Source organism: Arthrobacter sp. zg-Y1143, assembly GCF_030125565.1.
Taxonomy (GTDB): Bacteria; Actinomycetota; Actinomycetes; order Actinomycetales; family Micrococcaceae; genus Arthrobacter_B.
This window is the reverse complement of the sequence record NZ_JASKLW010000005.1, coordinates 327,921-350,204: the sequence shown is the minus strand read 5'-3', so window position 1 is coordinate 350,204 and position 22,284 is coordinate 327,921. Positions and strand designations below refer to the sequence as shown.

The window sequence follows — 22,284 nt, the reverse complement described above, 5'->3', positions numbered from 1 at the left end:
GCTTTCGCCGCACAAACAGGTGCCCCGCGGAACCGGCGTGCCGGAGGGGTCAGCCTTCGCGGATCTCCACTTGCCCGGGAGCAGAACCTTCCGCACCGAAAATGAACCAGCGGGTGGCTATTTTTTCGGTGAAGAACCGGTCGTGGCTGACCGCAATGACCGCTCCCGGGAAATGCAGCAGGGCCCGCTCCATGACCTGGGTGCTGGACATGTCAAGGTGGTTGGTGGGTTCATCCAGCAGCAGTACGGGGGCACCGGAAAGCAGGCACTGTGCCATGGCTACGCGGGCGCGCTGGCCGCCGGACAGGTTGCCGATTTTGGCGGTCAGGTCCGCTTCGGAGAACTGGAACATTGTCAGGAACCGGTTCACGGACTTTTTCGTCGCACTGAAAGCCAGGGATCCGGGAAGGGAGTTCACGGCGTGGGTGACGGTGTCGTCGTCGTCGAGTTCGGCGAGCATCTGGTTGTAGGAGACCATGGACGGTCCCTTGGGCCAGTTGACCTCGCCGGCGTCAGGAGCTTCCTCGCCGGTGAGCACGCGAAGCAGGGTGGTTTTGCCGCTGCCGTTGGTTCCAGTCACCGCAATGCGGTCTCCCCTGTTCACTTCGAAGCTCAGGTCGGAGAACAGCACCTTGTCGCCGTAGGACTTTGCCAGTCCGCGGAAGCGGCCCAGGACGTCCTTGACGTGCAGCCCGTCGTAGATGGCCGTGATGATTTCATCCACCGGGCGCGGGGCGCGGGATTTCTTGATCCGGGCCAGCTGGGTGCCCAACCGGCCGCCGGCCTTGGCCGCCTCGCGGCGGTCCGCTATGCCTTCTGCTTCAAAGGCCAGCAGTTCGGCCTCGTGGACAAACTGCGCCTGCAGCGTCTTGAGCCGGAACTGCTTCTGCACCACGTATTCGGCGAAGTTCCCCGGGTATTCGTGCAGGTGGAAGTTCTCCACCTCCACGATGCGGGTGACGACGGCATCGAGGAACTTCCGGTCATGCGAGACAATGACGGCGGCGCCGCGGAAATCACGGAACCAGCTTTCAAGCCATTCGACGCCGGCCACATCCAGGTAGTTGGTGGGCTCGTCAAGCAGCAGGACGTCGGGCTGCTCGAGCAGGATCTTCGCCAGCGCTGCCCGGTTCCGCCAGCCGCCGGACAGGGCGTCAATGGGGCAGGTCCGGTGCGCCTCGGTAAACCCCAGTGTGGTCAGGACCGTGTCAATCCGCCGGGGATAGTCCCAGCCGTCCAGCCGGTCCATGGTTTCAAACAGTTCGGACTGGCGCCGGATGAGGCGGTCCATCTCCTTATCGGAGGGATTTCCGGACAGCTCGCCGTCGATGCGGGCCAACTCGGCTTCCACATCCTTGACCGATCCGAAGACGGCGTCGAGGACCTCGGTGATGCTGGCAGCGCCGTCGAGCTCCGAGAACTGGGAGAAGTAGCCGATCTTCACCCCCGCTTCCACGGTTACCGTGCCCGAGTCCGGCTCCACCTGCCCCAGCACAAGCTTGAGGATGGTGGACTTGCCGGACCCGTTGCGGCCGATCAGGCCGATCCGGTCCTTGGGTTCGAGCCGAAGGAACGCTTCTCGCAGGACCTGCTTCTTCTCGAAGGAAGTGTTGACGTCCTGCAGCCGGATCAGGCTCATGGTGTCCTCTCAAGGGGTTGGTCTTCGCCCCGCGGGACAACGAGCACCCATCTTACCGTTGCACGGCCGGCGGTAATCGCCGGGGGCGCAGGCTGGCCTCGAAGCCTAGCCGCGGAGGGTGTAAGTGCCCACGGGACGGTTGCGCTGTGCGGCACCTTCCATGCGGGTGTAGCTGCCGCGGACACGCGTTGCCTGGCTGGCGGCCGAGACGTAGCTGCCCTCGGGGCGGGCTGCTGCCTGCGGGCGGTCGTAGCGGGTGGTGTAGCTGCCCAGGGGCCGGGATGAAGCGGCGGCCGGGGCGGCGCGGTGGCTCGTTTCCCGGGTGGTGGTTGCTGCTGCGGGTCGGTTGATCAAGATGGTCATAGTTCTCTCCTCGGATATTGCGTTCGGTGAGACTCGGGCCGGGGTTCTTGCCGCCGGCTTCGCGGGCCGGGACAAGGCGGATTCCGGGCATGGTGCAGCCCGGAAAGGGAAAATCGCCATTGAAAGGCCCGCCGGTGCTTCGGACGGGTGTGCTGCTTAGCGGGCGGAGTATTCCGCCTGTTGCCGGCAGCTGCTGCAGACACCGCTGAAGGTTACTTCGGCGGCAATCACGGTGAAGCCGGAGTCATCCGACGGGGCAAGGCAGGGCGCCTGGCCGATCACGCAATCCACGTCGCGGATTGTTCCGCAGCTGATGCAGACGAGGTGGTGGTGGTTATCCCCCACACGGGACTCGTACAGGGCGGGTGATCCGGCGGGTTCAATCCGCCGGGCTACCCCGGCGTCGGTGAAAGCCGACAGAATCCCGTAAACCGCCTGCGCCGAAATGGCCGGCAGTTCTTCCCGGACGACACCCAGAACACGGTCCGCACTGGAGTGCGGGGTGTTCTCCAGCGCCCGCAAAACCGCCAGGCGCTGTGCAGTGACTTTCAGTCCAGCTGTCCGGATTTTTCCGGCCAGCCGATCCGCTTCCAGGTCCGTCTGCATACCAAGAACGCTATCAGTTGTTTTGACTGGCTAAAGACAACTTGGGGGGTTTTGGGGTGTGATTCCGGACGCTGTGTCCCCCGCCACGCAGGCGGTCCGAGCAGCAGCGGGTCACCCGGTGGGACGATAGGAGGGACGCAACACACCAGTGGAAGAGGATCGGTTATGGCCACGCTCAAAGAGCAGCTGCAGGCAGACATGAAGACGCACATGAAGGCGGGCAACCGTACTGCCCTCACCACGGTGCGCAATGTGCTGGGCGAAATCACCACCCGCGAAAAGTCCGGGAAGACTCCCGTAGAGCTCGACGACGCGCAGACGGTTTCCCTGCTGCAGAAGGAAGCAGCCAAGCGCCGCGACACGGCCCGCATCTACACCGAGGCAGGCGAAACCGAACGCGCCGCCGCTGAGGAAGCCGAAGCGGAGGTCATCGAGGCCTACCTTCCCGCGCCACTGGGCCGGGAAGACGTTGAAGCGATTGTCGACGAAGCCATCGCCGGCCTGCGCGCCGCAGGCACTGAGCCGTCCATGCGCCAGATGGGCCAGGTGATGAAGCCGGTGACCGCCAAGGTGGCAGGGCGGTTCGATGGCAAGGCCGTGAGCGAGATCGTCCGCTCCCGCCTGGCTTAGCTGCCGGGGCTAATGACCACAAGGTCCGATCCGTCGGCCTTGTGGTCGGCCATCCGGACGCTCTGGATGGCCGGGTCGTCGTAGGTGTTCCAGTAGTAGCTCATGGTCCGGGACGAATACAGGCCGGTGTACGTGGTTATCTCAAACTCCCCCGACCCCATGGCAGCGCTGCCGGCGACCATGGCGGTCTGCTGCAAGGTGTGGAACGCGCGGCTGACGTTCTCTTCCTCAGTGCTTTGCTCCGGGTAGTTCGCATGCACGTACGCCGCGCGGACAAACCGCGACGGCGAGTAGTAGTCCCCGGGGATCCCGCGCATCAGTGACCCCGAGCCGAATGGGGTCAGATGCGCCCGGTTGAGCACAACTTCCTCGGGAAATGCGGACGAGGCGTTGAGGTAGTTGCGCAGGTTCTCGTGGTGCCAGTCGAAGCCGGGCTGGTTCGTCAGCACGTCTACGTCGTCGTGGAAGACGTGCATACCGTCCTTCGTATGTTCCACGACGATGGCCCGCGTTGAGTCGCCGATAAGCCAGTGCAGCAATGAACTCGGATACTTGTCGTTGATCGGCTTGTCGACAATCACCACCTTGTCCAGCGCGGCTTCGACCTCGTCAACGCTGGCAAACTGGGAGGCCACCCACAGCGGGAATTCGAACGCTGCGACGTTGGTGGCACCCTGCACCGGTTCCGGCGCGTACTGCGCGTACCCCGGGAAGTTCAGGCCGCCGACGGCAAGGCCGGCGTCGTTGCCGCAGTCGAAGTACAGCGGCGTGTCCTCCTGGACAATGCCCATGCCGATAACGGCGTGCTGGATCTTGGGCACCGCGCCGAACGGCGACTTGGTGGCGTAACCCGTGGGCGTCACCACCACCCGTTCCCCGAAGTCGGATGTCCAGTCGAGGTTGCGTGCGAAATAAAGGTTGCTGCCGTCCGAGAACCTGATGCCTGTGCACATATGGATGCTCCCTTGGTATGGCGTATACAGCCAAGCCCGCACGGGGCTTCGCCTCCCCCCTGAGCTCTCCAGTCTAGGTCCGGAACGCCGCCGCGGGCGCGGTGCGGACGAAGAAACAGCCACACGCCAGCCGAATTGGGTTCCAGCGCTGCTGCCTCACGGGACCGGCGCAGCCACCCCGCCGCCGCCGCTGTTACCCTGATTGCTGAACGCTCATTCACTGCCATCCCCGGAGGTCCAGGTGCCTGCAGTCCAGACCGGCCAGCGGCTGCTGGAATCCGCCACCGAGGCGTTTGCCGTCAAGGGCTTCCACGGCACGACGACGCGGGACATCGCCGCCGCCGCAGGCGTCACCCCCGGAGCCGTGTACGTGCACCACCGCTCCAAGGAAGAGCTGCTCTACAGCATCTCCAAGCTCGGGCACGAGCGCACCCTGGAACTGGTCCGCGCCTGCGCTTCCACCAGCAGCAATCCGGTGGAACAGATCCGCACCATGGTGCGGGACTTCGTGGAATGGCAGAGCAGCAACCGCACCAAGTCGGCCGTGGTCAACTTCGAACTGGCCGCGCTCAGCGACGAGCATCGTGCCGAGGTGCTGGACATCCGCAGGGCGGTGGACGCGGAGTTCCGCACCGTGGTGGACCGGGGCCGGGAGCAGGGTCTGTTCAACGTCCCGGACACATCGCTCGCCGTGTTCGCGCTGCTGTCGCTGTGCATCGACGTCGCGCGCTGGTACCGAAGCGACGGCCGGCTGAGTGCTGCAGCAATCGGTGAACACCACAGCTCCATGGCGCTGCGGATGCTGGGCGCCGCGGCCTGAGCGCCGCCGCACCCCGCATGCCTGTTACACCGCCCGTCCCACGGGCATACTGGAGGTCCCGCACCGGCGGCAGGCCCGGGACCCAAGGCAATCGAGGTGCAAGCATGGCGGAACTGACCACACTGGTGTCCGGTATCGGCATGGGGGAATCGGCCCGGTGGCACAACGGTGAATTATGGTTCGCGGACTGGACTGCAGGGACCATTTCCGCACTGGATGCGGACGGTAATGTCCGCCGGGTTACCGCGGTACCGTCCTTCCCCATCAGTCTTGACTGGCTGCCGGACGGCCGCATGGTGGTGGTTTCAGGGACCGATGGCCACGTCCTGGTGGAGGTGCCCCACGCCGGACTGGTCCCGTACGCAGACCTCAGCGGCCTCTCGGACTATCCGTGGAACGAAATTGCCGTTCACCCTTCCGGCAACATCTACGTCAACGGCATTGGCTACGACTACTCCGGCGCGGCGCGTGCGGACGGGGTCATTGCCCTGGTCCGGCCGGACGGATCCGCGGAGCAGGCCGCCGGCGGGCTGGCTTTCCCCAACGGCATGCTGGTCTCGGACGACGGCGGGACGCTGGTGGTTGCCGAGTCCAACGCCGGCCGGCTCACTTCCTTCAGCGTTACGCCCGGCGGGGGGCTGGCGCCGGCCGGGGAATGGGCAGCGGTCAACGGCAGTGCGCCGGACGGCATCTGCTGGGACGGCTCCGGGGGCATCTGGTTTGCCGAGGTGCCGGGGGAACGCTGCGTGCGGATCCAGGCGGGCGGGAACGTAGTGGAGACCGTGCAGCTGGAGCAGGGATGCTTCTCCTGCGCCACCGGCGGCCAGGACGGCGGCCTGCTGTTCATGATGACCGCCCAATGGCCCGAGGCAATGGACCCCGCCGCAGGCAAAACCGGGCAGGTGATGGGCCTGCGGGTTCGGTAATGCCGCGGCGGGCTCCTGGGCTAGGCGAAGGCGGACAGTCCGGTGATGTGCCGGCCCAGGATCAGCGACTGCATGCTGTCCGTGCCCTCATAGGTGAAGACCACTTCCATGTCCGTCAGGTGCCGCGCCACATGGTTTTCCAGCAGCAGGCCATTGCCGCCCATGATGTCCCGTGCCTCCTGGCAAATCCAGCGGCCCTGCCGGGCGGCGAACATCTTGGCCATGGAGGCCATGGGCCCGGTCATCTGCCCGGCGTCGCCCAATTCGTTGAGCCGGAAGCAGGTGAGCTTCACGGCGGTCAGCTGGGCGAGCATGTTGGCCAGCTTGTTCTGCACCAGCTGGAACCCGGCAATCGGCCGGCCGAACTGCACCCGCTGCTTGGCATAGGCCACCGCAATCTCGTATGCGGCCTCCGCATGCCCCAGCGCTTCCCAGGCCACTCCCCCTCGCGTGGCAGCCAGCACCTTGTTCACGTCCTTGAAGGAGTTGCAGTTCTCCAGCCGGTTTGCCGCCGGGATGCGCAGGTCCTCAATCACGATGTCCGGCTGCAGCACCGCCCGCTTGCCCATCTTGCCGGTGATGACTTCTGCCGTGTACCCGGCCGGGTGCCGGCCGTCCGCGTCCTTTTCCATCACAAAGGCCTTGACCGCGCCGTCGGCCTCGTCCCGGGCATAGATGATCACGACGTCGGCGAAGCTCGCGTTGCCGATCCACCGTTTGCTGCCGTTCAGGACATACTCGTTCCCCTCCCGGCGGGCACTGGTTTCCAGTGAGACCGAATCCGAACCGTGGCCCGGCTCCGTCAGCGCAAAGGCGCCGATCTTTTCCATCATGGCCATTGCCGGCAGCCAGCGCTGCTTCTGTTCCTCGCTGCCGAGCATGTCGATGCTGCCCATGGCCAGGCCGGAGTGGACGCCGAAGAAGGTGTTGATGGACCCGTCGCCGCGGGCCAGTTCCGCTGCCGCCGTGGAGGAGGCAATCCGGCTCAGCCCCGGGCAGCCGTGGCCGGTGATGGTGCCTCCGGCTATGTTCAGCGCCGCAAGTTTGGGCACCAGCTCAAACGGGAACTCGGCCCGCTCCCAGTACCCGTTGATGACTGGAAGCAGATCCCTGTCCACAAAGGCACGCACCCGGTCCCGGACGTCGCGCGCCTGCTCGTCGAGCAGTTCGTCCAAGAGGTAGAGGTCTGAATCCACGTCCTGGCCGGCGGCGGGTTCGAAGGCGGGACGGTCGGTCCGGGTTACGGTCATGGGATGCTCCACTCAGCTAAATGATCGTTTAGTTAGTGGTGAGTATGGCCTGCATCACACCGCGGGTCAACCGTTTTAGTGCGGGAGCACGGTCTCCGGCAGCTCGTTGGTCGGCCGGCGGACGAAGAGCGATGCCGCAACGGCGACGAGGGAGACTACCGCACCCCAGAAGAACGCCGTGTGGACGCCGGAAGCCGCAGCCGAGACAGCTGATGCACCGTCGGCCAGCGCCGTCGTCGTGCCGGTGGTCATCAGTGTGATGAAGACGGCGGTGCCGGCGGCTCCGGCCAACTGCTGCAGCGTGTTGATGATGGCGCTGCCGTGGGAGTACAGGGACTTGTCCAGCGAGCCCAGTGCAGAGGTGAACAGCGGCGTGAAAATGAAGCCCAGGCCGGCATTGAGCAAGCAGTGCAGCAGGATGACGACGCCAACCGGGGTCTCATCTGTGAGCATGGTCATTCCCCACAGGGCGGCACTGAGCAGCACGGCGCCGGGAATCACCAGCGGGCGGGGACCGAACCGGTCAAACAGGTTACCGACAACCGGCGAGAGGATGGCCATAACCACGCCGCCGGGCAGCAGGAGCAGGCCGGTCTGCAGCGTGGTCAGCCCGAGAACATTCTGCAGGTACAGCGGGAGGACAATCAGGCAACCAAACAGGGCCATCATGGAAACCAGGACCATCAGGATCGCCACCACAAAGGGCTTACTGGTAAACGTGCGAAGGTCCATCAGGGCACTGTCAGTGCGCTGGAGCACCAGCTGGCGCAGCACGAAGCCGACCATGGCGAGGGCCCCGACGGTCAGCGGGATCCACAGCGGCATCAGTTCCTTGCCCTGCGCAGCTTCGCCGATGCTGCTGAGGCCGAAAATGAGCCCGCCGAAGGCAAAGGTGGACAGCACTATGGACAGGACGTCCAGCGGCACGCGCTTGGTCTCGGTAAGGTTCCGCACCTTCACCGCGCCCAGGCCGAGGGCCAGCAGGGCGATGGGCAGGACCAGCCAGAACATCCAGCGCCAGTCCAGCGCATTGAGGATGATTCCGGAGACGGTGGGCCCGATGGCCGGTGCCACCGCAATGACAATGGAAATGCTTCCCATCATCTGCCCGCGCTTATGCGCCGGAACAGCATTCAGGACCGTGGTCATCAGCAGCGGCAGCATAATAGCCGTGCCGCCGGCCTGGATGATCCGTCCGCCCAGCAGGGCGCCGAAGCCGGGTGCCGTGGCGGCCAGCAGCGTACCGGCGCTGAACAGGGACATGGCGGTGAGGAACAGCCCGCGCATGGAGAACCGCTGCAGCAGGAAACCGGTAGCCGGAATCACCACGGCCATGGTGAGCATAAAGCCGGTGGTAAGCCACTGGGCGGTGCCGGCAGTGATCTCAAGGTCCGACATCAGCCGCGGCAGGGCCACGCTCATGATGGTTTCGTTGAGGATCACCACGAAGGAGGAGACCAGCAGCAGCCCGATCACGGTTTTGGTGCGGGCGTCCAGGGCATCGGGGGCAGGGGTGCGTCCCGGCTTTCCCTGCTCAGGGGAAACGTCGGTTTGGGGGTCAAGACTCAAGAGGGAGGATTCCTAAACAACGGTTGGTATACGGGGCCGCTGGAGCGGACCCGGCCTGCCAGCTTACGCGTGCACCGCACCGGGTGCGGAATCGGTCAGCCGAATCCGATCACGAGCAGCCCGAACCCCAGCACAAAGGTAATCACCAGCAGCCAGCCGCATACAACAGCCACCACACCCATGAGCGATACCACTAGCCAGGTGCGCTCAAAGCGGCGGCGGATCCAGCCAAAGAGTTCCGGCACTGCGAGCAGCAGCATAACGAGCGCGCCCAGGATCACGGCCAGCAGTACGGTTACCAGCACCGGTTCGGGCAACACCCACAGCTGCAGGAGCACGACGGCGACCGCCAGCGCCAGTGCGGCAGCGGCCTGCACCAGCCAAGCCGCTCCCAGGTGCGGCCATGCTTCCTCTTTGGTACTCATGGTCCCGCAGTCTAACTGCCCTAGTGGTGTTCCCGGTGGTCCATGGTGACGGTGCGCAGGTCCAGCCGGCGCAGCACGCGGTCCACGGCCTCGGGATCCATGCCCGGCTCCCGCCGGGCCGCAAGCACCTCCCGGCGCGCGGCGTCCATCGCCTCGCGCTGCACCACGTCCATGACCTCCAGCGTGGCCTTACGGTCCAGCAGCTTCTGCGGATCGTGTTCCTCATCGCCCTGCAGCATCGAGTGCAGGGAGGACATCCGCTTGGCCAGGACGGCCCGGCGCTCGGGCGGAAGCTCCTGGATGGCCCCGCAGCGCTTCATGGTCTCAACGGCTGCCTTCTCGGCCCGCAGGGCCAGTTCGCGTTCCTTGCGGTTGGCGTCCTTGTGGTCATTGGGCAGCTTCAGGACCCGCATCAGCCACGGCAGGGTCAGCCCCGGGACCACCAGGGTGACTACCAGGACCGCGGCCGCACAGGCCACCACAAAGTTGCGTCCGGGCAGTGCTTCTCCGGCGAGCGTGGTGCCCGGCAGTGCCAGGGCCAGGGCCAGCGTTGCCAGTCCGCGCATACCGCACCAGGTCAGCACCAGGACTTCCTTAAGCGAGCCGGGAACGTGGTTCTTTTCGGCACCGCCGAGGCGGTAGATCGCCAGCATCCATAGGAACCGCACCAGAAGCACCGCGGCGCAGACCGCCACGATGCCGGGAATCATGCCCAGCAGGTCCGAACCCTCATCCTCGATGATGTAGCGCATTTCGATGCCCACCAGGCCGAAGGCGACGCCGGTGGTCAGCAGCTCCACGACGTCCCAGAACGCGGTGCGCGTCAGACGCTCCTCGGAGTCCTGCGGCCGGGCCCTGCGGCCCAGCTCCAGGGCGGTGACCACCACGGCCACCACACCGGAGAAGTGGGCTTCTTCAGCCAGCAGATAAACGGCAAAGGGGGCGACGAGGGTTGCGGCGGACCGGGCCACCATGTTGGGGACGAACCGGTTCAGGCTGCCCACTACCCATGCCATGGCGAGGCCCAGAACCACGGCTCCCGCTGCCCCGATGAGGAACCGGGGCACTATGTCCCACCCCACGACGCCGCCGCTTGTGCTGGCCGCAACGGCGGCCTGGAAGATCACGATGGCAATGGCGTCGTTAAAGAGGCCCTCGGTCTGCAGCACGGTGATCAGGCGCCGGGGCATCTTCACCTTGCCGGCCACAGCTTCCACGGCCACGGGGTCCGGCGGAGCAACAATGGCGCCCAAGGCGATGGCGGCAGGGAGGCCAAGAGCCGGAATCATCACCCATGACACGCCGGCCACCACAGCCACGGTTACCGCCACAAGGGCTACGGCCAGCAGCACCAGGGAGCGCCAGCGAAGGCGGAACACCGACCAGGAACTGCGCTGGGCGGCTGCGTAAAGCAACGGAGGCAGGAAGAGCGGGAGGATCAACTCAGGGTTGATGTGGACCTCGGGGATGATCGGCAGGAAGGCAATCATTGCCGAGAAGATCAGCATCAACACCGGGTACGGGAGGCGGATCCGCTCGCCCACGCCTGCGGCCAGCACCGTGCCGAACAGGAGGCAGATCAGGAGCATCAGGAATTCCATTGCTTCAGCCCCTTCCGCAATACGGGTCGGAGACTGTCGTTCCTGTGCATGCCATATGTGCCTGTAACCTCTTTCGGGTTTGCGTCACTGCGTACCGGTCTGCGGATAATTATTGCACCCAAATCACAAGAGTGTAGGAATGCATCCAGTGCAAGCCCAGATTCGACGGTTCCCGGGTGCGGCTCGCATCACTTCAGCGGGTGGGCATCTTCACCGCAAGGGGGCTTACTTTCCGCTTCCGCACGCTCCCGCCCTCTCGCTAAAATTAACGCGTAAGCATTTGAATCCACAATCAACGGTGATGTGAGTTCGGAAAGATGTTTCCGCCGCCTCAGAACTTTCATCGTCCAACACGGCTTTGGGAGGGAGGTTCCGCTGCCGTGACGCGCCTGTACGGCCTCATAGATGTTCCGCGGCCCAACATGGATCAGCCGATTCCCCCCGTTTCACTGCACGGCGGGGCTCGGCGAGCTGCCCCTGTCCCGTCCACCGGTCCGACCGCTGCGCCTGGGCAGGCACCGGGGATGCTCATCCGGTGGGATCCCGCCGATGTTCCCGCCGCCCTGGACCAGCTCATAGTCGAACATCCCGAGATATTCACCGGGCCGGATGCCCTGCCGGATCGCCCCGTCCCCTTCCGGATGCGCTTGGTGGACGCGGACGTTCCGCCGGAGATTCTCATCCATCCCTCCGTGGAGCAGGCACAGGCCGGCTTTATCCGCGAGCTGGCCCGGGGACTGCCGCTGAACGCCCGGACCCGGAACTATAAAGACTGCTCCGCAAGGCTGGAGGTGGCCGTCGCCATTACTCCCGTCCGCGTCCTCTCGGGCGAGCGCAGCCCGGCAGAATTGCGGGTTATCGCGGAGGAACTCGGCCTGCCCTGGCTGCGGTCCTTCACTGCCTTCCGCCACGAATCCCCCAGCCATGCCATCCTCCGGATGACGCCCGATGAGAAGGCACGGGCACTGGCGGAAACCTATGCTGCCGTGGACCGGGCCGCCTGCACCCCTCCGTCCCCGGGCCCGGTGGCGGACACGATCGCCGTCGTCCACCGCCTCCGCGAGCTGTTCCCCGGGGATCACGGGATCCTGCTGGCCATCTGCATGAACCTGTTCCACCTCGAACCGGGGCAGGCCATGGTCACTCCGGCCGGCTGCATGCACACCTACCTCTCCGGCCTGGCCATGGTGGTGATGAGCATTTCGGAGAACGCACTGAAGGTGGGCCTGACCAAGGACTATATAAACGTGGACGAGCTCCAGCAGATCCTGGCCACGGAACAGACGGGGCCGGCACCGCTCCCGGTCACCCAGGCAGACAGCTTCCGGGAACGGATTCCGCTCTGGAGCGATGAGCTCCTGCTGGAGCGTGCGGTCCTCGATGAGACGCCGCGGGACATTCAGCTGGGCCGTTTTACGGTAGTCCTGGCGGCGCTGGGGGATGCCGAAATCACGGTGGGTGATACAACCACTCCGATCGACCAGGGCTCCAAGGTCCTATACCTGGGCGATCCGGTGAAGGCGCAGGTCCGCGGCCCGGCGCAGCTGTTCGTTGCGTCCAGGAGCTAGGCTCCCGGGCGCAACGCCTGCGCACTGCGCGTTGTTCCGGCGATAACCGCCACGGCCACCAGCGCACCGATGGTGGTCTCCAACGCCCGGTCCATCGTTAGCGCCCACACGTCCGCGCTGTGCGTGAACCCTGTCATCAGCAGCGCCACCGGCGTGAGGAACACCATGGCCATTCCGTAGTGCCGGATGACGTAGATTTCCCCGCCGAACTGCAGCACGGCCAGCAGCACCGCCAGCTCCACCGGCGACCAGTGCACCTGCAGCAGCAGGGCCGAGAGCAGCGCCCCGGCGTAGGTGCCCAGAATGAAGTGGGCTGCCCGCCTCGGACCCAACGCGGCGTCGGCGGCTGCCAGCGGCGCGCAGGCGGCCAGCATGGCCCAGTATCCGTGGCCCAGTCCCAGTACCGCCGAAAGCGAGCCGGCCGCCGCCACCGCCGCCGTGTACCTGCCCGAGTGCAGCAAAATCCGCCCCCAGGCAGGCGGCACACGGGTGAGTCGCACCGCGGGGGTATGCCGGCGGGCATGTACCCGGCCGGCCACACCCAGCAGCACAGCCAGGAGCGCCCCGGCCGCGGCGGTCAGGAAGGCTTCAGCGAGTGATCCCGCGAAGGGCGCGGCGGAGGTGGCGGTGAAGGCGAAAATGTAGGTAAACGGACCGGCGGGCCTGACCCGGAGGTAGTCCGCGGCCACGGAAATGCAGCCGGCAATCACCGTGCCGATAGCCACCACGGCCCATGGCCCCGGGTCGGTTTGGGACAGCGCAACGCCGGCCAGCACGGTCAGGATCATCAGGGCACCGGAGGCGGACTGGTGCTTCAGCCGGCGCCAATGCGGCTCGCTGCGGCCAAACACCCCGGTCAGCGAGCCGAAGATTGCGTACATGGTCAGGTCCGTGCGCCCCAGCAGGACCAGGACCAGCAGCGGCAAAAACAAGCCGAGACCAACGCGCACGGCGGGGAAACGGTGCCCGCGGCCGGAGGGAATGCTCAGGAATTCACGGACATGGGTCATCACTGGTGCAGGAAGCCTTTCACTGCGGCCTAGGAATCGTTGCCGCACTTCCAGCCTAGGAGCCGTACCGCTGCCGATTGTGCAGCGGCCGGTGTGAGGATGGTCGCAAGTTGCCGTGCATCACATCCTGGCTTTGGTCCTCGCCGTCGCCCGGGCGCTCCACGGATCCTCCGGCCACGGATGCTTGGGATACCGGCCGCGCATTTCCGCCCGCACGTGGGCGTACGGACCGGACCAGAAGGACGCCAGGTCATCGGTGACGGCCAACGGCCGGCCGGCCGGAGAGAGCAGGTGGAACAGTACCGGCACCCTCCCCTGCACCAGCTTTGGGGTTTCCGCCCAGCCGAAGCACTCCTGCAGCTTCACGGCGACCACGGGCCGCCCGTCGCCGTGTTCGGGGTAGTCAATCCGCACCCGCGAACCGCTCGGGACCTCCAGCCGTTCCGGGACCAGCTCCGCGAGCCGGGACGCCTCCGGCCAGGGCAGCAGCCGGCGCAGCGGGTCATTCAGGTCGATTCCGGAAACGGCGGCGCCGCCGGCCAGTAGTTCAAGCTCCGGAGCCAGCCAGTCCTCCAGCCGGGCCAGCAAGGCCTGATCGGACACATCGGGCCACGGCTCCCCCAGTTCGCGGTGCAGCAGGGCCAGGCGGCGGCGCAGCGTGTCGGCGGCGGCAGAGAAACCCAGGATGCCCAGTCCCTGCCGGGCCAGCGCTGCGGCCACGGCGTGCCGGCCTTCCGCTGCGGCGGGGCGCACGGGTGTGGAGGAAAGCACAATGGCTCCAAGCCGGTACTCCCGCCGCGCCGCCACTTTGCCGCCGCGCAGTTCCGCGGTCAGTGTCTCTTCCAGCAGGGGCCCCGAGGCTGCCTCCGCCGACTCCCGGCTCAGCGGCGCTGCCGCGCGGATCACGGCGCCCGTGCCGGCGGCATCGCGGCCTTCCGCACGGGCCACATCGGCCACGGCAATCCACTCCTGGCCGGTCAGCGGACTGCCCGCAGGCAACCCGGCCCGGGTGCCCGAGGCCAGCAGGTACCGTTCGGGACCCGCACCCGGGACCCGGCGGGCGATCCGTTCCGGGAAGGCCAACGCGACGGTGAAGCCCACGGCATCGGCAGCGGGCACAGGCTCGTTCCCGCCGGCCGGCAGCCGGGCCCCTTCGCGGCGGGCCAACTGTTCCAGCCGACGGACGTCCTCGGCCCAGCGCCGCTCCCCCGGAACTCCGCCCGTGCGCAGGGTGCCCAGCAACCGGGTCAAATCAGCGCCCGGGGCACGCAAGTCACCGGAAACCGCCGCCACCGTTTCGGCAGCCGTCCGGGCACCCGCCCTCCCTGCGCCGTCGAGGAGGGCCCGGGCCAGCCGGGGATCTGCCGGAACCCGGGCCAGGACCTTGCCCATGGAGGTGGCGTGTCCCCCGCCATCCACCGCACCCAGTGTCTTCAGTGTCGCCACGGCTTCCTGCATAGCGGCCTGCGGCGGTGCATCCGGCAGGGCCAGTCCGGCGCCGCCCGGGGCGCCCCAGCAGGCCAGCAACAGGGCTGCGGCGGTCAGGTCGGCAACAGCTATCTCGGGCGTCTGGTGCGCCGGCGCCGCACCGTAGGCGCGGTCGTCGTAGCAGCGCACCACCCGGCCAGGCCCCTGCCGGGCTGCCCGGCCGGCCCGTTGTTTGGCGGAGGCACGGGAGCAGGAAACGGTGACCAGCCCGCTCATGCCGCGGGCCGCGTCCCGGCGTGGTTCACGTGCCAGGCCGGAGTCGACCACCAGCCGGACACCGGGCACCGTTAGCGAGGACTCCGCCAGCGACGTCGAGACAATAATCCTCGTCTGCTCACCGGGTCTGCGGCCGGAAACCGCACGGTCCTGCTCCGCCGCGCCGATGGAGCCGTGCAGCTCCAGCACCTCGGTGCCACGGCCCGCCCGGGATCGCAGCCGGGACGCCACATGCGCCACCTCACGCGCCCCCGGCACGAAGACCAGGGCATCCACCTGGGGGTCCGCCGCCACGGCCTCGGCGTGGGCCCGGGCTGCGGTATCCGCTACGTGGTCCAGGAAGGAGCGCGTGATGCCGCGTTCGTCCAGCCTCGGCGCCGCCGCAGGCTGCCACGAGACCTCCAGCGGATACAGTGCCGACGGGCAGCCGATCACTGGAGCCGGATCGCCGCCGTCGCCGCCGATCAACGCGGCAAAGCGCTGCGCGTCGAGGGTGGCGGACATGGCGATGAGCGTCAGGTCGTCGCGGAGCTGGCGCACCTCGGTGAGCATGCCCATCAGCAGATCGGTTTCCAGCCCGCGTTCATGCACTTCGTCGAGGATCACCGCCGCTGCGCTTTCGAGTCCGGGATCGGCCAGGAGCCGGCGCAGCAGGATTCCCGGCGTCACGAATTCAACCAGGGTGCCGGGGCCGGTACGGCTTTCCCCTCTAACGGTGTAGCCCACCCGCTCCCCCACAGCGGAGCCGTCCAGGGCGGCAAGCCGGCGGGCGGCGGAACGTGCGGCCACCCGCCGCGGCTGGGTGACGATGACCTTCCCCCGGCGGCCGGCAGCAGCCACGATGTTCGCCGCAAGGGGCGGAACCATAGTGGTCTTGCCGGTGCCGGGAGGCGCCTGGACGACGGCGGTTCCCGCCCCGTTCGCCAAAACCTCCGCGAGGGCAGGCAGGGACTGCATAAACACCAGGTTGGCCCCGATTGCGGGCAGGTCAAAGGGAGAACTCACCCTTCCATTCTGCCGCGCCAGCGGATCAGGTCCGTGCCGGGCGTTGCAGCAGCGCGCTTTTTCGCGCTCCGCTGACCCCCAACCGCGCTCATAGACCGGATTGGAGCGAAGCAGCGGAGTAAAATGGAAAGCAGTGGCCACGCTCGCAGGTGCGGCCCGTCCCATCCGGCTGGTTCCGGGTGGCCGGTTGCCGGCTAAGGACGCAGAGCATTGGTCCTCCATTTTCGTCAGGAGGCAGCAGATTGCCATTCTCCGAAGGCCAGGTCCTGGTCCATCCGCACCACGGCCCCGCCGTCGTAATGTCCTATCAGACCCATCCCCGCATGCAGAAGGACTGCATTGTCCTTCAGGTGCAGTCATCGCACCTTTTGGTCTGGGTACCCGTCGACCAGATGGCCCGTGTGGGCCTGCGGCCCGTCCTTGACCGCCCCGGCTTGGAGACTTTGTTTGCCGTGCTCCGCGCACCGGCGGACAACGAGGACCCGCAGTGGTCCCGGCGCTACAAGGAAAACAGCGAGAAACTCGCAACCGGTGATCCAATGGTGATTGCCGCCGTCGTCCGCAACCTGATGCTGCGCGACGCCGCGCGCGGACTGTCCCAGGCCGAACGCGAAATGCTGCGCCATGCGCGCCGGCCCCTGCTGACCGAGATCTCCCTGGCCCTGGGAATTTCCGAGGAAGACGCCGGCGTGCGGCTCGACGCCGTGTGGTCGCCGTCCGGCGCTGCGGCCTGAGCAGCGGGCCGCACCGGGCAATACAGGCAACACCGGGTAACAGTGGACGGAGTACCGTCGCGCTCCATGTATAGTCAAACCTTCAACCATTCCCTATGACGGAGGTTTGCTGCGCATGAGCGACGGCACTATCCAATCCACCAGTGCGCTCGACGCTGCAGCACTGGACTCACTTTTCCGTGACGCCCGCACCGTGGCCGAATTCAGCGGCGAAGCGGTTACCGACGAGCAGCTCGCCGCCATCTACGAGCTGACGAAGATGGGCCCCACGGCCATGAACATCCAGCCCCTGCGCATCACCTGGGTCCGTACACCCGAGGCCCGGCAGCGGCTGGTGGAGCACATGGCGGACGGCAATAAGGCCAAGACCGCCGCAGCACCGATGACTGCCGTGCTCAGCTTTGACCGTCAGTGGCACGAGCACTTTGCCGCCATTTTCCCTCCGGCCCCGGCCCAGGGCGCGGTCTTTGCCGCGAACCCCGACCTCAGCGCCGTAATGGGCAACAACAACGCCCACCTGCAGGCGGGCTACTTCCTGCTCGCAGTCCGTGCGCTCGGCCTGGCCGCCGGGCCGATGGGCGGTTTCGACGCCGCTGCCCTGGATGCTGACCTGCACGCCGGGATGGACCGCCAGTCCATCCTGGTAGTCAACATCGGTGTTCCGGCCGCAACCGAACCCCGGTACCCGCGCCTGCCGCGCCTGGACTACGCGACGGCTGTCACCGAGCTGTAGTTTCCGCGGACTCCCGGCAACCGGAGCCAAGCAAAAAGGGCGGGCACCGAAACGGTGCCCGCCCTTTTTACTGCTAACTGCTAGGAAGCCAGCGCAGCGATCTTCATGCCGTGCATGTTGACCAGCAGGTCGCGTGCGGACTCGACCTGGCGCTTCGTTTCGGTGTCGTCCCAGCCGAGCTGCGGTGCCAGCAGTCCGGCCATCTCGTTGAGCATTTCCTCGGAGACCAGTCCGCGGAAGGCCAGCGAGGTGCGGCGGATCAGGACGTCGGCCAGGCGGGTGATCTGCTCGTTCTGCACCATGTACTCGAGTTCGCGGGTGCTCAGCTCGTTGGTGGAGGCCAGCAGCTGGTCGGCGCCCTTGGCCAGGAAGGCCATCACGTCGGTGGCGCGGGTGCCGTAACGGGTCAGCAGGACGCGGACGCGGTCACGGTCGGCAACCTCGTTGGCGGTGCGGTTGATCCACAGGCGCTCTTCAGCCTCGGTGCGCGGGAAGTCCTTGCCGCCGCCGATCTGCAGTCCCGCCGTCGTCGTCTTCCGCGGCATGCCGAGGGCCGTCATGGCCTCGGTGGCGAGGTTCTCGGACAGTGCCCGGAAGGTGGTCCACTTGCCGCCAACCAGCGAAAGGCTGGTGACGTTCTTGCCGCCGCGCTTGTCCGTGCGCTTTTCGATCCGGTAGTCGCGGGACACGAAGCCGGGCTGCGTGTCGTCGTGCTTCGGGAGCGGGCGTACGCCGGAGAAGGTGTACACAATGTGGTCGCGGCGCACGTCAACGGTCGGGAATACGTGGGCGATGAGCTCGAAGAAGTACTCGATCTCCTCGTCGGTGCAGACCGAGGCTTCACGGATGTCGGCGTCGATGTCCGTGGTGCCCACCAGGACGCGGTCGCCCATCGGGTAGATGAGGACAATGCGACCGTCAGTGTGCTCGAAGAACATTTCGCGGCCGTTGCATGCTGCGAGCAGCTCCGGGTGGTCCAGCACGATGTGCGAACCCTTGGTGCCGCCCATGAAGGAGGTGCGCTTGCCGAAGGAATCGTTGGTCTCGTCGACCCAGGCGCCGGTGGCGTTGATGACGACATCGGCGTCGAACACGAATTCTTCACCGGTCAGCTCGTCGCGCAGCAGCGTGCCGGCGTCGGTGGTGCCCACGGCGCTGACGTAGTTGCTGGCGCGGGACTGCTTGTTGGCTTCCAGGCCGTCGCGCAGCACGTCCAGGGTCAGGCGCTCCGGGTTGTGCACGGAAGCGTCGAAGTAAGTGGCGGTGTACTTAACGTCCGGGCGCAGCAGGGGCAGTTCCTGCAGGGACTTCTTCTTGCCGACAAAGTTGTGCTTGGGGGCCACGCGGCCGCCGCGGGAGAAGAAGTCATACATCATCAGGCCGGCCTTGATCAGCAGCGCGCCGCGCTCGTTCGGCTTGCCCGGCTTGTGCGTCAGGAAGCGCATCGGTGCAGCAGTGATGCCCGAGAACGTGCTGGTGATCGGGATGGTGGTCTGCAGCGGCTTGACGTAGTGCGGGGCCAGGTTCAGCAGCGCATTGCGCTCCACGACCGACTCGTGCACTAGGCGGAACTCGCCGTTTTCCAGGTAGCGGATGCCGCCGTGGATCATGTGGGAGGACGCACCCGAGGCGCCCTGGCAGTAGTCGCCGCGCTCCACGAGGGCTACGTCCACGCCCTGCAGTGACAGGTCGCGGAATGTGCCGACGCCGTTGATGCCGCCGCCGATGATCAGTACCGAAGCCCGGGGCCGGTCCTTCAGCTGCTTCACCACCGGACGGGTGGCGGTCTTGTCCTTGCTGGGGTTCACGGAATTGTCCACGTATATCTCCAAACGCTTCTGTGGCTGCATTGCCATATCCCACAATGTTCGAAGCCGCCGGCACGCCCGATCGAGTCAATGAACAAACGTGCACCCTGCGATAATGGTTTTATGGTCAACAAAGCGGTGCGGACGGACAACTTGTGAACATTGGTCTCACTCCCGGGCTTCCGGAGCACATTGGACCCGGAGCGTCGGAGAAAGACGGGCGGGACAGGGACGCCCTCCGGGCGGCGCAGATGTACTACCTGCAGAACCTGACCATGGAGGCGATTGCACGCGAGCTGCGGATCTCCCGGTCCACGGTTTCCCGGCTGCTCTCCCATGCACGCAGCACCGGGCTGGTGCGGATAGAGATCCGCAGCCCCTCGGACCGGGCGCCGGCACTGGAACGGCAGATCAGTTCCCGGTTCGGGATCCAGGCCAACGTAGTACCGGTGACCGAAAGCGTCTCCCCCGCCCAGGTGCTGCAGCGGGTGGCCGTGCAGGCCGCGCATATGATCGGCCCGCTTATTGATTCGGACGCCATTGTGGGTGTGGCCTGGGGATCAACGCTGACGGCGGTCAGCCAGCACCTGCCGATGAAGAACACCCATGACAGCACTATTGTGCAGATGAACGGTGCCGGAAACTTCCGCACCTCGGGCATCACTTACGCCAGCGAAATCCTGCAGCGCTTCGGCCACGCCTACGGGGCCCGCGTGGTGCAGTTCCCGGTGCCGGCATTCTTTGACCACGCCGGGACGAAGGAAGCCATGTGGCGGGAGCGGCCCGTCAAGCGGGTCCTGGACCTGCAGGCACGGATGAACACGGCCATCTTCGGCGTCGGGTCGATGGAAGCCGGCGTGCCCAGCCACGTCTACAACGGCGCATACCTGGACGAGGAGGACGTCAATGACCTGCTGGCCGAACGCGTAGTGGGCGACGTCGCCACTATGTTCTACCGTGCCGACGGCACCTGGGACGGCATCCGGCTTAATGACCGCAGCACCGGCCCGGACCTGGCCACGCTCCGGCAGGTGCCCCGGCGGATCTGCGTAGTGGCAGGGGAAACCAAAACCACCAGCCTGCTGGGCGCGCTGCGGGCGGGACTGGTCACGGACCTGATCCTGGACGAGAACTCCGCCCGCCGGCTGGCCGCCACCGAATAGTCCGGGCGGGCGCTACCGGGCGCGCCCGGAATGCGGGACACTCCTGCCATGGGAAGAGCTCCTGCGCCGGCCGGTGCCGGCCGCGTTGCTGCGCTGCTCCGGGCTGCAGGCTGTGTATACGCCGAGGAAGAGGCCGCGCTGCTGCTGGCCGAGGCGGCGGACGACGCCGGACTGGAACGGATGGTTGCCGAGCGTGCCGCCGGGCGGCCGCTGGAGTATGTGCTGGGCTGGGCCCAGTTCTGCGGCCTGCGCCTGAACGTCGGCGATGGAGTGTTCGTTCCGCGCCGCCGCACCGAATTCCTGGCCCGGCTGGCGGTGACCGAACTGGTGGAGCGGCCGCGCGCCGTCGTCGTTGACCTGTGCTGCGGTGCCGGCCCGGTCAGTGCCGTGATTGCCCACCGGGCTGACCCGGACAAAATTTTCGCCGTGGACATCGATGCAGCCGCGGTGGCCTGCGCACAGCGCAACCTAGACGCGCGTGTCACAGTGCTGCAGGGGAACCTCTTCGACGCCCTGCCCGGCGGGCTGCGCGGGCGGGTGGACCTGGTGGTGGCCAACGCTCCCTATGTGCCAACGGGGCAGCTCGCGATGCTTCCGCCCGAAGCACGGCTCCACGAGCCGGAGATGACGCACGACGGCGGGACGGATGGGCTGGCTGTCCTGTCCCGGATCGCTGCGCAGGCACCGGCATGGTTGGCGCCGTCGGGCGTGCTGCTGGTGGAATGTGCCGCCGGCCAGGTCAAAGGCCTCTCGCGCAGCTTTGCCGCGGCCGGGTTGGTTCCCGCGGTGCTGCGGCGCAGGGCCATGGATGCCACGGTGCTGCGCGGTTCGGTTGAACTCCGCAGCTAGGGCTCCAGCATCGCCACGGAACGGTTCCACAAGCCCAGGGCCAGCGCGGCGTCGCCGGCCTGCTTGTTCGGGCGGGCCACCTTGCAGCGTTCAAAGTAACGGCCGGTGGGATAGTCCTCCCCCGGTGTGCCTTCGGCCAGGAAGAGCAAGGTGCGGGCTCCCTTTTCCGGGGTGGGCAACAGGCGGCGTACAAAGGGAGCCTGGTAGAGCGAACGCATGGCAGAGCCCTCGGAGCTGGAGAAGCTGGAGCCGATCACGCCGGGATGGAAGGCCGTGGAAGTGGCGCCGTGCGAGCGGTACCGGCGGTCGAATTCCTCCGTGAAGAGGATTTGCTCCAGCTTCGTGTCGCCGTAGGCCTTGCGCGGGTTGTAGTTCTTTTCCTCTTCCAGGTCCTCAAGCTCCACGTGCCCGAAGATCCGGTTGGCCACGCTGGAGGTGTTGATGACCGTGCCCTGGGAGGCAATGATCCGGTCGGTAAGCAACCGGGTGAGCAGGAACGGCGCCAGGTAGTTCACCTGGAACGTCATCTCATGCCCGTCGCCGGTGACCTGCCGTTCCTTGCCGAAAATGGCTCCGGCATTGTTCGCCAGCACGTCAATGCGGCTGTAACGCTGCAGGAGTTCCGAGGCGAGGTTCCGCACGCTGTCCAGCTCCGCGAAGTCGGCCAGGCAGTACTCGCCGCCGGTCTGCCCGGCCACTGCAGCAGTCTTCTCCCGGGACCTACCGACCACCACCACATGGTGGCCATTCTTCGCCAGCTGCTTGGCCGCGGCGGCACCGATCCCGTCGCTGGCGCCGGTGATCACAATGGTCTTGGGAGCCACGGAAGCCTGCCTTCGTTATGGCCCCCGGATGCGGCAGCCGTCCGCATCACACACTAGTACCGAATTTGCCGGCCTCGACAGCGGTCGGCACTGGCGGCCCGGCG

At 66.6% G+C, this 22,284-nt stretch carries 20 protein-coding genes; 8 read left to right on the top strand and 12 right to left on the bottom strand.

Features of this window, described 5'->3' with window-relative positions; all coding sequences use genetic code 11:
- Nucleotides 1-49: 49 nt before the first annotated feature.
- The 3 genes from QNN98_RS08225 to QNN98_RS08215 all read right to left on the bottom strand — a co-directional run bounded on the left by QNN98_RS08225 (nucleotide 50) and on the right by QNN98_RS08215 (nucleotide 2,608).
- A complete protein-coding gene (locus QNN98_RS08225) occupies nucleotides 50-1,639 on the bottom strand; it encodes an ABC-F family ATP-binding cassette domain-containing protein (protein ID WP_227926392.1) in 1,590 nt (529 codons plus the stop codon).
- A 105-nt stretch (nucleotides 1,640-1,744) separates the two neighbouring features.
- A complete protein-coding gene (locus QNN98_RS08220; RefSeq protein WP_227926393.1) occupies nucleotides 1,745-2,002 on the bottom strand; it encodes a hypothetical protein in 258 nt (85 codons plus the stop codon).
- Nucleotides 2,003-2,158: 156 nt separating this feature from the next.
- A complete protein-coding gene (locus QNN98_RS08215; protein ID WP_227926394.1) occupies nucleotides 2,159-2,608 on the bottom strand; it encodes a Fur family transcriptional regulator in 450 nt (149 codons plus the stop codon).
- 165 nt (nucleotides 2,609-2,773) lie between these two features.
- Between QNN98_RS08215 and QNN98_RS08210 the strand changes: the two genes are divergently transcribed.
- Nucleotides 2,774-3,238, top strand: a complete 465-nt coding sequence (locus tag QNN98_RS08210; RefSeq protein WP_227911197.1) for a GatB/YqeY domain-containing protein — start codon at nucleotides 2,774-2,776, stop codon at nucleotides 3,236-3,238.
- Here the strand turns inward: QNN98_RS08210 and bsh are convergent.
- Nucleotides 3,235-4,191 carry a choloylglycine hydrolase gene (gene bsh / locus QNN98_RS08205; protein WP_227911196.1) on the bottom strand — a complete coding sequence of 319 codons (957 nt, stop codon included), beginning with the start codon at nucleotides 4,189-4,191 and terminating at the stop codon, nucleotides 3,235-3,237. The genes QNN98_RS08210 and bsh overlap by 4 nt on opposite strands.
- Before the next feature lie 241 nt (nucleotides 4,192-4,432).
- Here bsh and QNN98_RS08200 point away from each other — a divergent pair, with 241 nt between their 5' ends.
- Together QNN98_RS08200 and QNN98_RS08195 are read left to right on the top strand one after the other, a co-directional pair.
- Nucleotides 4,433-5,011 (top strand): TetR/AcrR family transcriptional regulator, encoded by a 579-nt coding sequence (locus tag QNN98_RS08200; protein ID WP_283996770.1) that lies wholly within the window; start codon nucleotides 4,433-4,435, stop codon nucleotides 5,009-5,011.
- A 104-nt stretch (nucleotides 5,012-5,115) separates the two neighbouring features.
- Entirely contained in the window at nucleotides 5,116-5,937 is an 822-nt protein-coding gene (locus tag QNN98_RS08195) for an SMP-30/gluconolactonase/LRE family protein (protein ID WP_283996769.1), read from the top strand.
- A 20-nt stretch (nucleotides 5,938-5,957) separates the two neighbouring features.
- Here the strand turns inward: QNN98_RS08195 and QNN98_RS08190 are convergent, their stop codons facing one another.
- The 4 genes from QNN98_RS08190 to QNN98_RS08175 form a co-directional block, all read right to left on the bottom strand.
- On the bottom strand, nucleotides 5,958-7,187 hold the full coding sequence (locus QNN98_RS08190) for an acyl-CoA dehydrogenase family protein (RefSeq protein WP_283996768.1): 1,230 nt from the start codon (nucleotides 7,185-7,187) through the stop codon (nucleotides 5,958-5,960).
- A 75-nt stretch (nucleotides 7,188-7,262) separates the two neighbouring features.
- Complete coding sequence (locus tag QNN98_RS08185) at nucleotides 7,263-8,756, bottom strand: MDR family MFS transporter (protein ID WP_502864648.1); 1,494 nt, start codon at nucleotides 8,754-8,756, stop codon at nucleotides 7,263-7,265.
- 95 nt (nucleotides 8,757-8,851) lie between these two features.
- Entirely contained in the window at nucleotides 8,852-9,181 is a 330-nt protein-coding gene (locus QNN98_RS08180) for a hypothetical protein (protein ID WP_227911191.1), read from the bottom strand.
- A 20-nt stretch (nucleotides 9,182-9,201) separates the two neighbouring features.
- A complete protein-coding gene (locus QNN98_RS08175) occupies nucleotides 9,202-10,782 on the bottom strand; it encodes a Na+/H+ antiporter (RefSeq protein WP_283996767.1) in 1,581 nt (526 codons plus the stop codon).
- A 524-nt stretch (nucleotides 10,783-11,306) separates the two neighbouring features.
- Between QNN98_RS08175 and QNN98_RS08170 the strand changes: the two genes are divergently transcribed.
- Entirely contained in the window at nucleotides 11,307-12,350 is a 1,044-nt protein-coding gene (locus tag QNN98_RS08170; protein WP_283996766.1) for a cupin domain-containing protein, read from the top strand.
- Here QNN98_RS08170 and QNN98_RS08165 read toward each other — a convergent pair.
- Together QNN98_RS08165 and hrpB are read right to left on the bottom strand one after the other, a co-directional pair.
- A complete protein-coding gene (locus QNN98_RS08165) occupies nucleotides 12,347-13,360 on the bottom strand; it encodes an FUSC family protein (protein ID WP_283996822.1) in 1,014 nt (337 codons plus the stop codon). The two genes, QNN98_RS08170 and QNN98_RS08165, sit on opposite strands and share 4 nt — an antisense overlap.
- 120 nt (nucleotides 13,361-13,480) lie before the next feature.
- Nucleotides 13,481-16,234, bottom strand: coding sequence for an ATP-dependent helicase HrpB (gene hrpB / locus QNN98_RS08160; RefSeq protein ID WP_502864647.1), 2,754 nt, complete (start codon nucleotides 16,232-16,234; stop codon nucleotides 13,481-13,483).
- 77 nt (nucleotides 16,235-16,311) lie between these two features.
- On the opposite strand from hrpB, the gene QNN98_RS08155 reads away from it, so the two are divergent.
- Nucleotides 16,312-16,803 (top strand): CarD family transcriptional regulator, encoded by a 492-nt coding sequence (locus QNN98_RS08155; protein WP_227911188.1) that lies wholly within the window; start codon nucleotides 16,312-16,314, stop codon nucleotides 16,801-16,803.
- 115 nt (nucleotides 16,804-16,918) lie between these two features.
- Entirely contained in the window at nucleotides 16,919-17,536 is a 618-nt protein-coding gene (locus QNN98_RS08150) for a malonic semialdehyde reductase (RefSeq protein WP_283996765.1), read from the top strand.
- Nucleotides 17,537-17,616: 80 nt separating this feature from the next.
- On the opposite strand, the gene QNN98_RS08145 is transcribed toward QNN98_RS08150, so the two are convergent.
- A complete protein-coding gene (locus tag QNN98_RS08145) occupies nucleotides 17,617-19,392 on the bottom strand; it encodes a glycerol-3-phosphate dehydrogenase/oxidase (RefSeq protein ID WP_283996764.1) in 1,776 nt (591 codons plus the stop codon).
- A gap of 113 nt (nucleotides 19,393-19,505) precedes the next feature.
- Here QNN98_RS08145 and QNN98_RS08140 point away from each other — a divergent pair, with 113 nt between their 5' ends.
- Both QNN98_RS08140 and QNN98_RS08135 read left to right on the top strand, forming a co-directional pair.
- Entirely contained in the window at nucleotides 19,506-20,507 is a 1,002-nt protein-coding gene (locus tag QNN98_RS08140; RefSeq protein ID WP_502864656.1) for a sugar-binding transcriptional regulator, read from the top strand.
- A 48-nt stretch (nucleotides 20,508-20,555) separates the two neighbouring features.
- The gene (locus tag QNN98_RS08135) at nucleotides 20,556-21,356 is read left to right on the top strand and encodes a putative protein N(5)-glutamine methyltransferase (RefSeq protein ID WP_283996763.1); all 801 of its coding nucleotides are present in this window, start codon (nucleotides 20,556-20,558) and stop codon (nucleotides 21,354-21,356) included.
- Here the strand turns inward: QNN98_RS08135 and QNN98_RS08130 are convergent.
- Nucleotides 21,353-22,180, bottom strand: a complete 828-nt coding sequence (locus tag QNN98_RS08130; protein ID WP_283996762.1) for an SDR family NAD(P)-dependent oxidoreductase — start codon at nucleotides 22,178-22,180, stop codon at nucleotides 21,353-21,355. The genes QNN98_RS08135 and QNN98_RS08130 overlap by 4 nt on opposite strands.
- Between the last annotated feature and the right edge of the window lie 104 nt (nucleotides 22,181-22,284).

Bases quoted from the DNA above. Each gene is read 5' to 3' on its own strand.
- QNN98_RS08225 (WP_227926392.1), bottom strand. From the start codon at position 1,639: ATGAGCCTGATCCGGCTGCAGGACGTCAACACTTCCTTCGAGAAGAAG.
- QNN98_RS08220 (WP_227926393.1), bottom strand. From the start codon at position 2,002: ATGACCATCTTGATCAACCGACCCGCAGCAGCAACCACCACCCGGGAA.
- QNN98_RS08215 (WP_227926394.1), bottom strand. From the start codon at position 2,608: ATGCAGACGGACCTGGAAGCGGATCGGCTGGCCGGAAAAATCCGGACA.
- QNN98_RS08210 (WP_227911197.1), top strand. From the start codon at position 2,774: ATGGCCACGCTCAAAGAGCAGCTGCAGGCAGACATGAAGACGCACATG.
- bsh (WP_227911196.1), bottom strand. From the start codon at position 4,191: ATGTGCACAGGCATCAGGTTCTCGGACGGCAGCAACCTTTATTTCGCA.
- QNN98_RS08195 (WP_283996769.1), top strand. From the start codon at position 5,116: ATGGCGGAACTGACCACACTGGTGTCCGGTATCGGCATGGGGGAATCG.
- QNN98_RS08190 (WP_283996768.1), bottom strand. From the start codon at position 7,187: ATGACCGTAACCCGGACCGACCGTCCCGCCTTCGAACCCGCCGCCGGC.
- QNN98_RS08180 (WP_227911191.1), bottom strand. From the start codon at position 9,181: ATGAGTACCAAAGAGGAAGCATGGCCGCACCTGGGAGCGGCTTGGCTG.
- QNN98_RS08175 (WP_283996767.1), bottom strand. From the start codon at position 10,782: ATGGAATTCCTGATGCTCCTGATCTGCCTCCTGTTCGGCACGGTGCTG.
- QNN98_RS08170 (WP_283996766.1), top strand. From the start codon at position 11,307: ATGCTCATCCGGTGGGATCCCGCCGATGTTCCCGCCGCCCTGGACCAG.
- QNN98_RS08165 (WP_283996822.1), bottom strand. From the start codon at position 13,360: ATGACCCATGTCCGTGAATTCCTGAGCATTCCCTCCGGCCGCGGGCAC.
- hrpB (WP_502864647.1), bottom strand. From the start codon at position 16,234: ATGGGACGGGCCGCACCTGCGAGCGTGGCCACTGCTTTCCATTTTACT.
- QNN98_RS08150 (WP_283996765.1), top strand. From the start codon at position 16,919: ATGAGCGACGGCACTATCCAATCCACCAGTGCGCTCGACGCTGCAGCA.
- QNN98_RS08145 (WP_283996764.1), bottom strand. From the start codon at position 19,392: ATGGCAATGCAGCCACAGAAGCGTTTGGAGATATACGTGGACAATTCC.
- QNN98_RS08135 (WP_283996763.1), top strand. From the start codon at position 20,556: ATGGGAAGAGCTCCTGCGCCGGCCGGTGCCGGCCGCGTTGCTGCGCTG.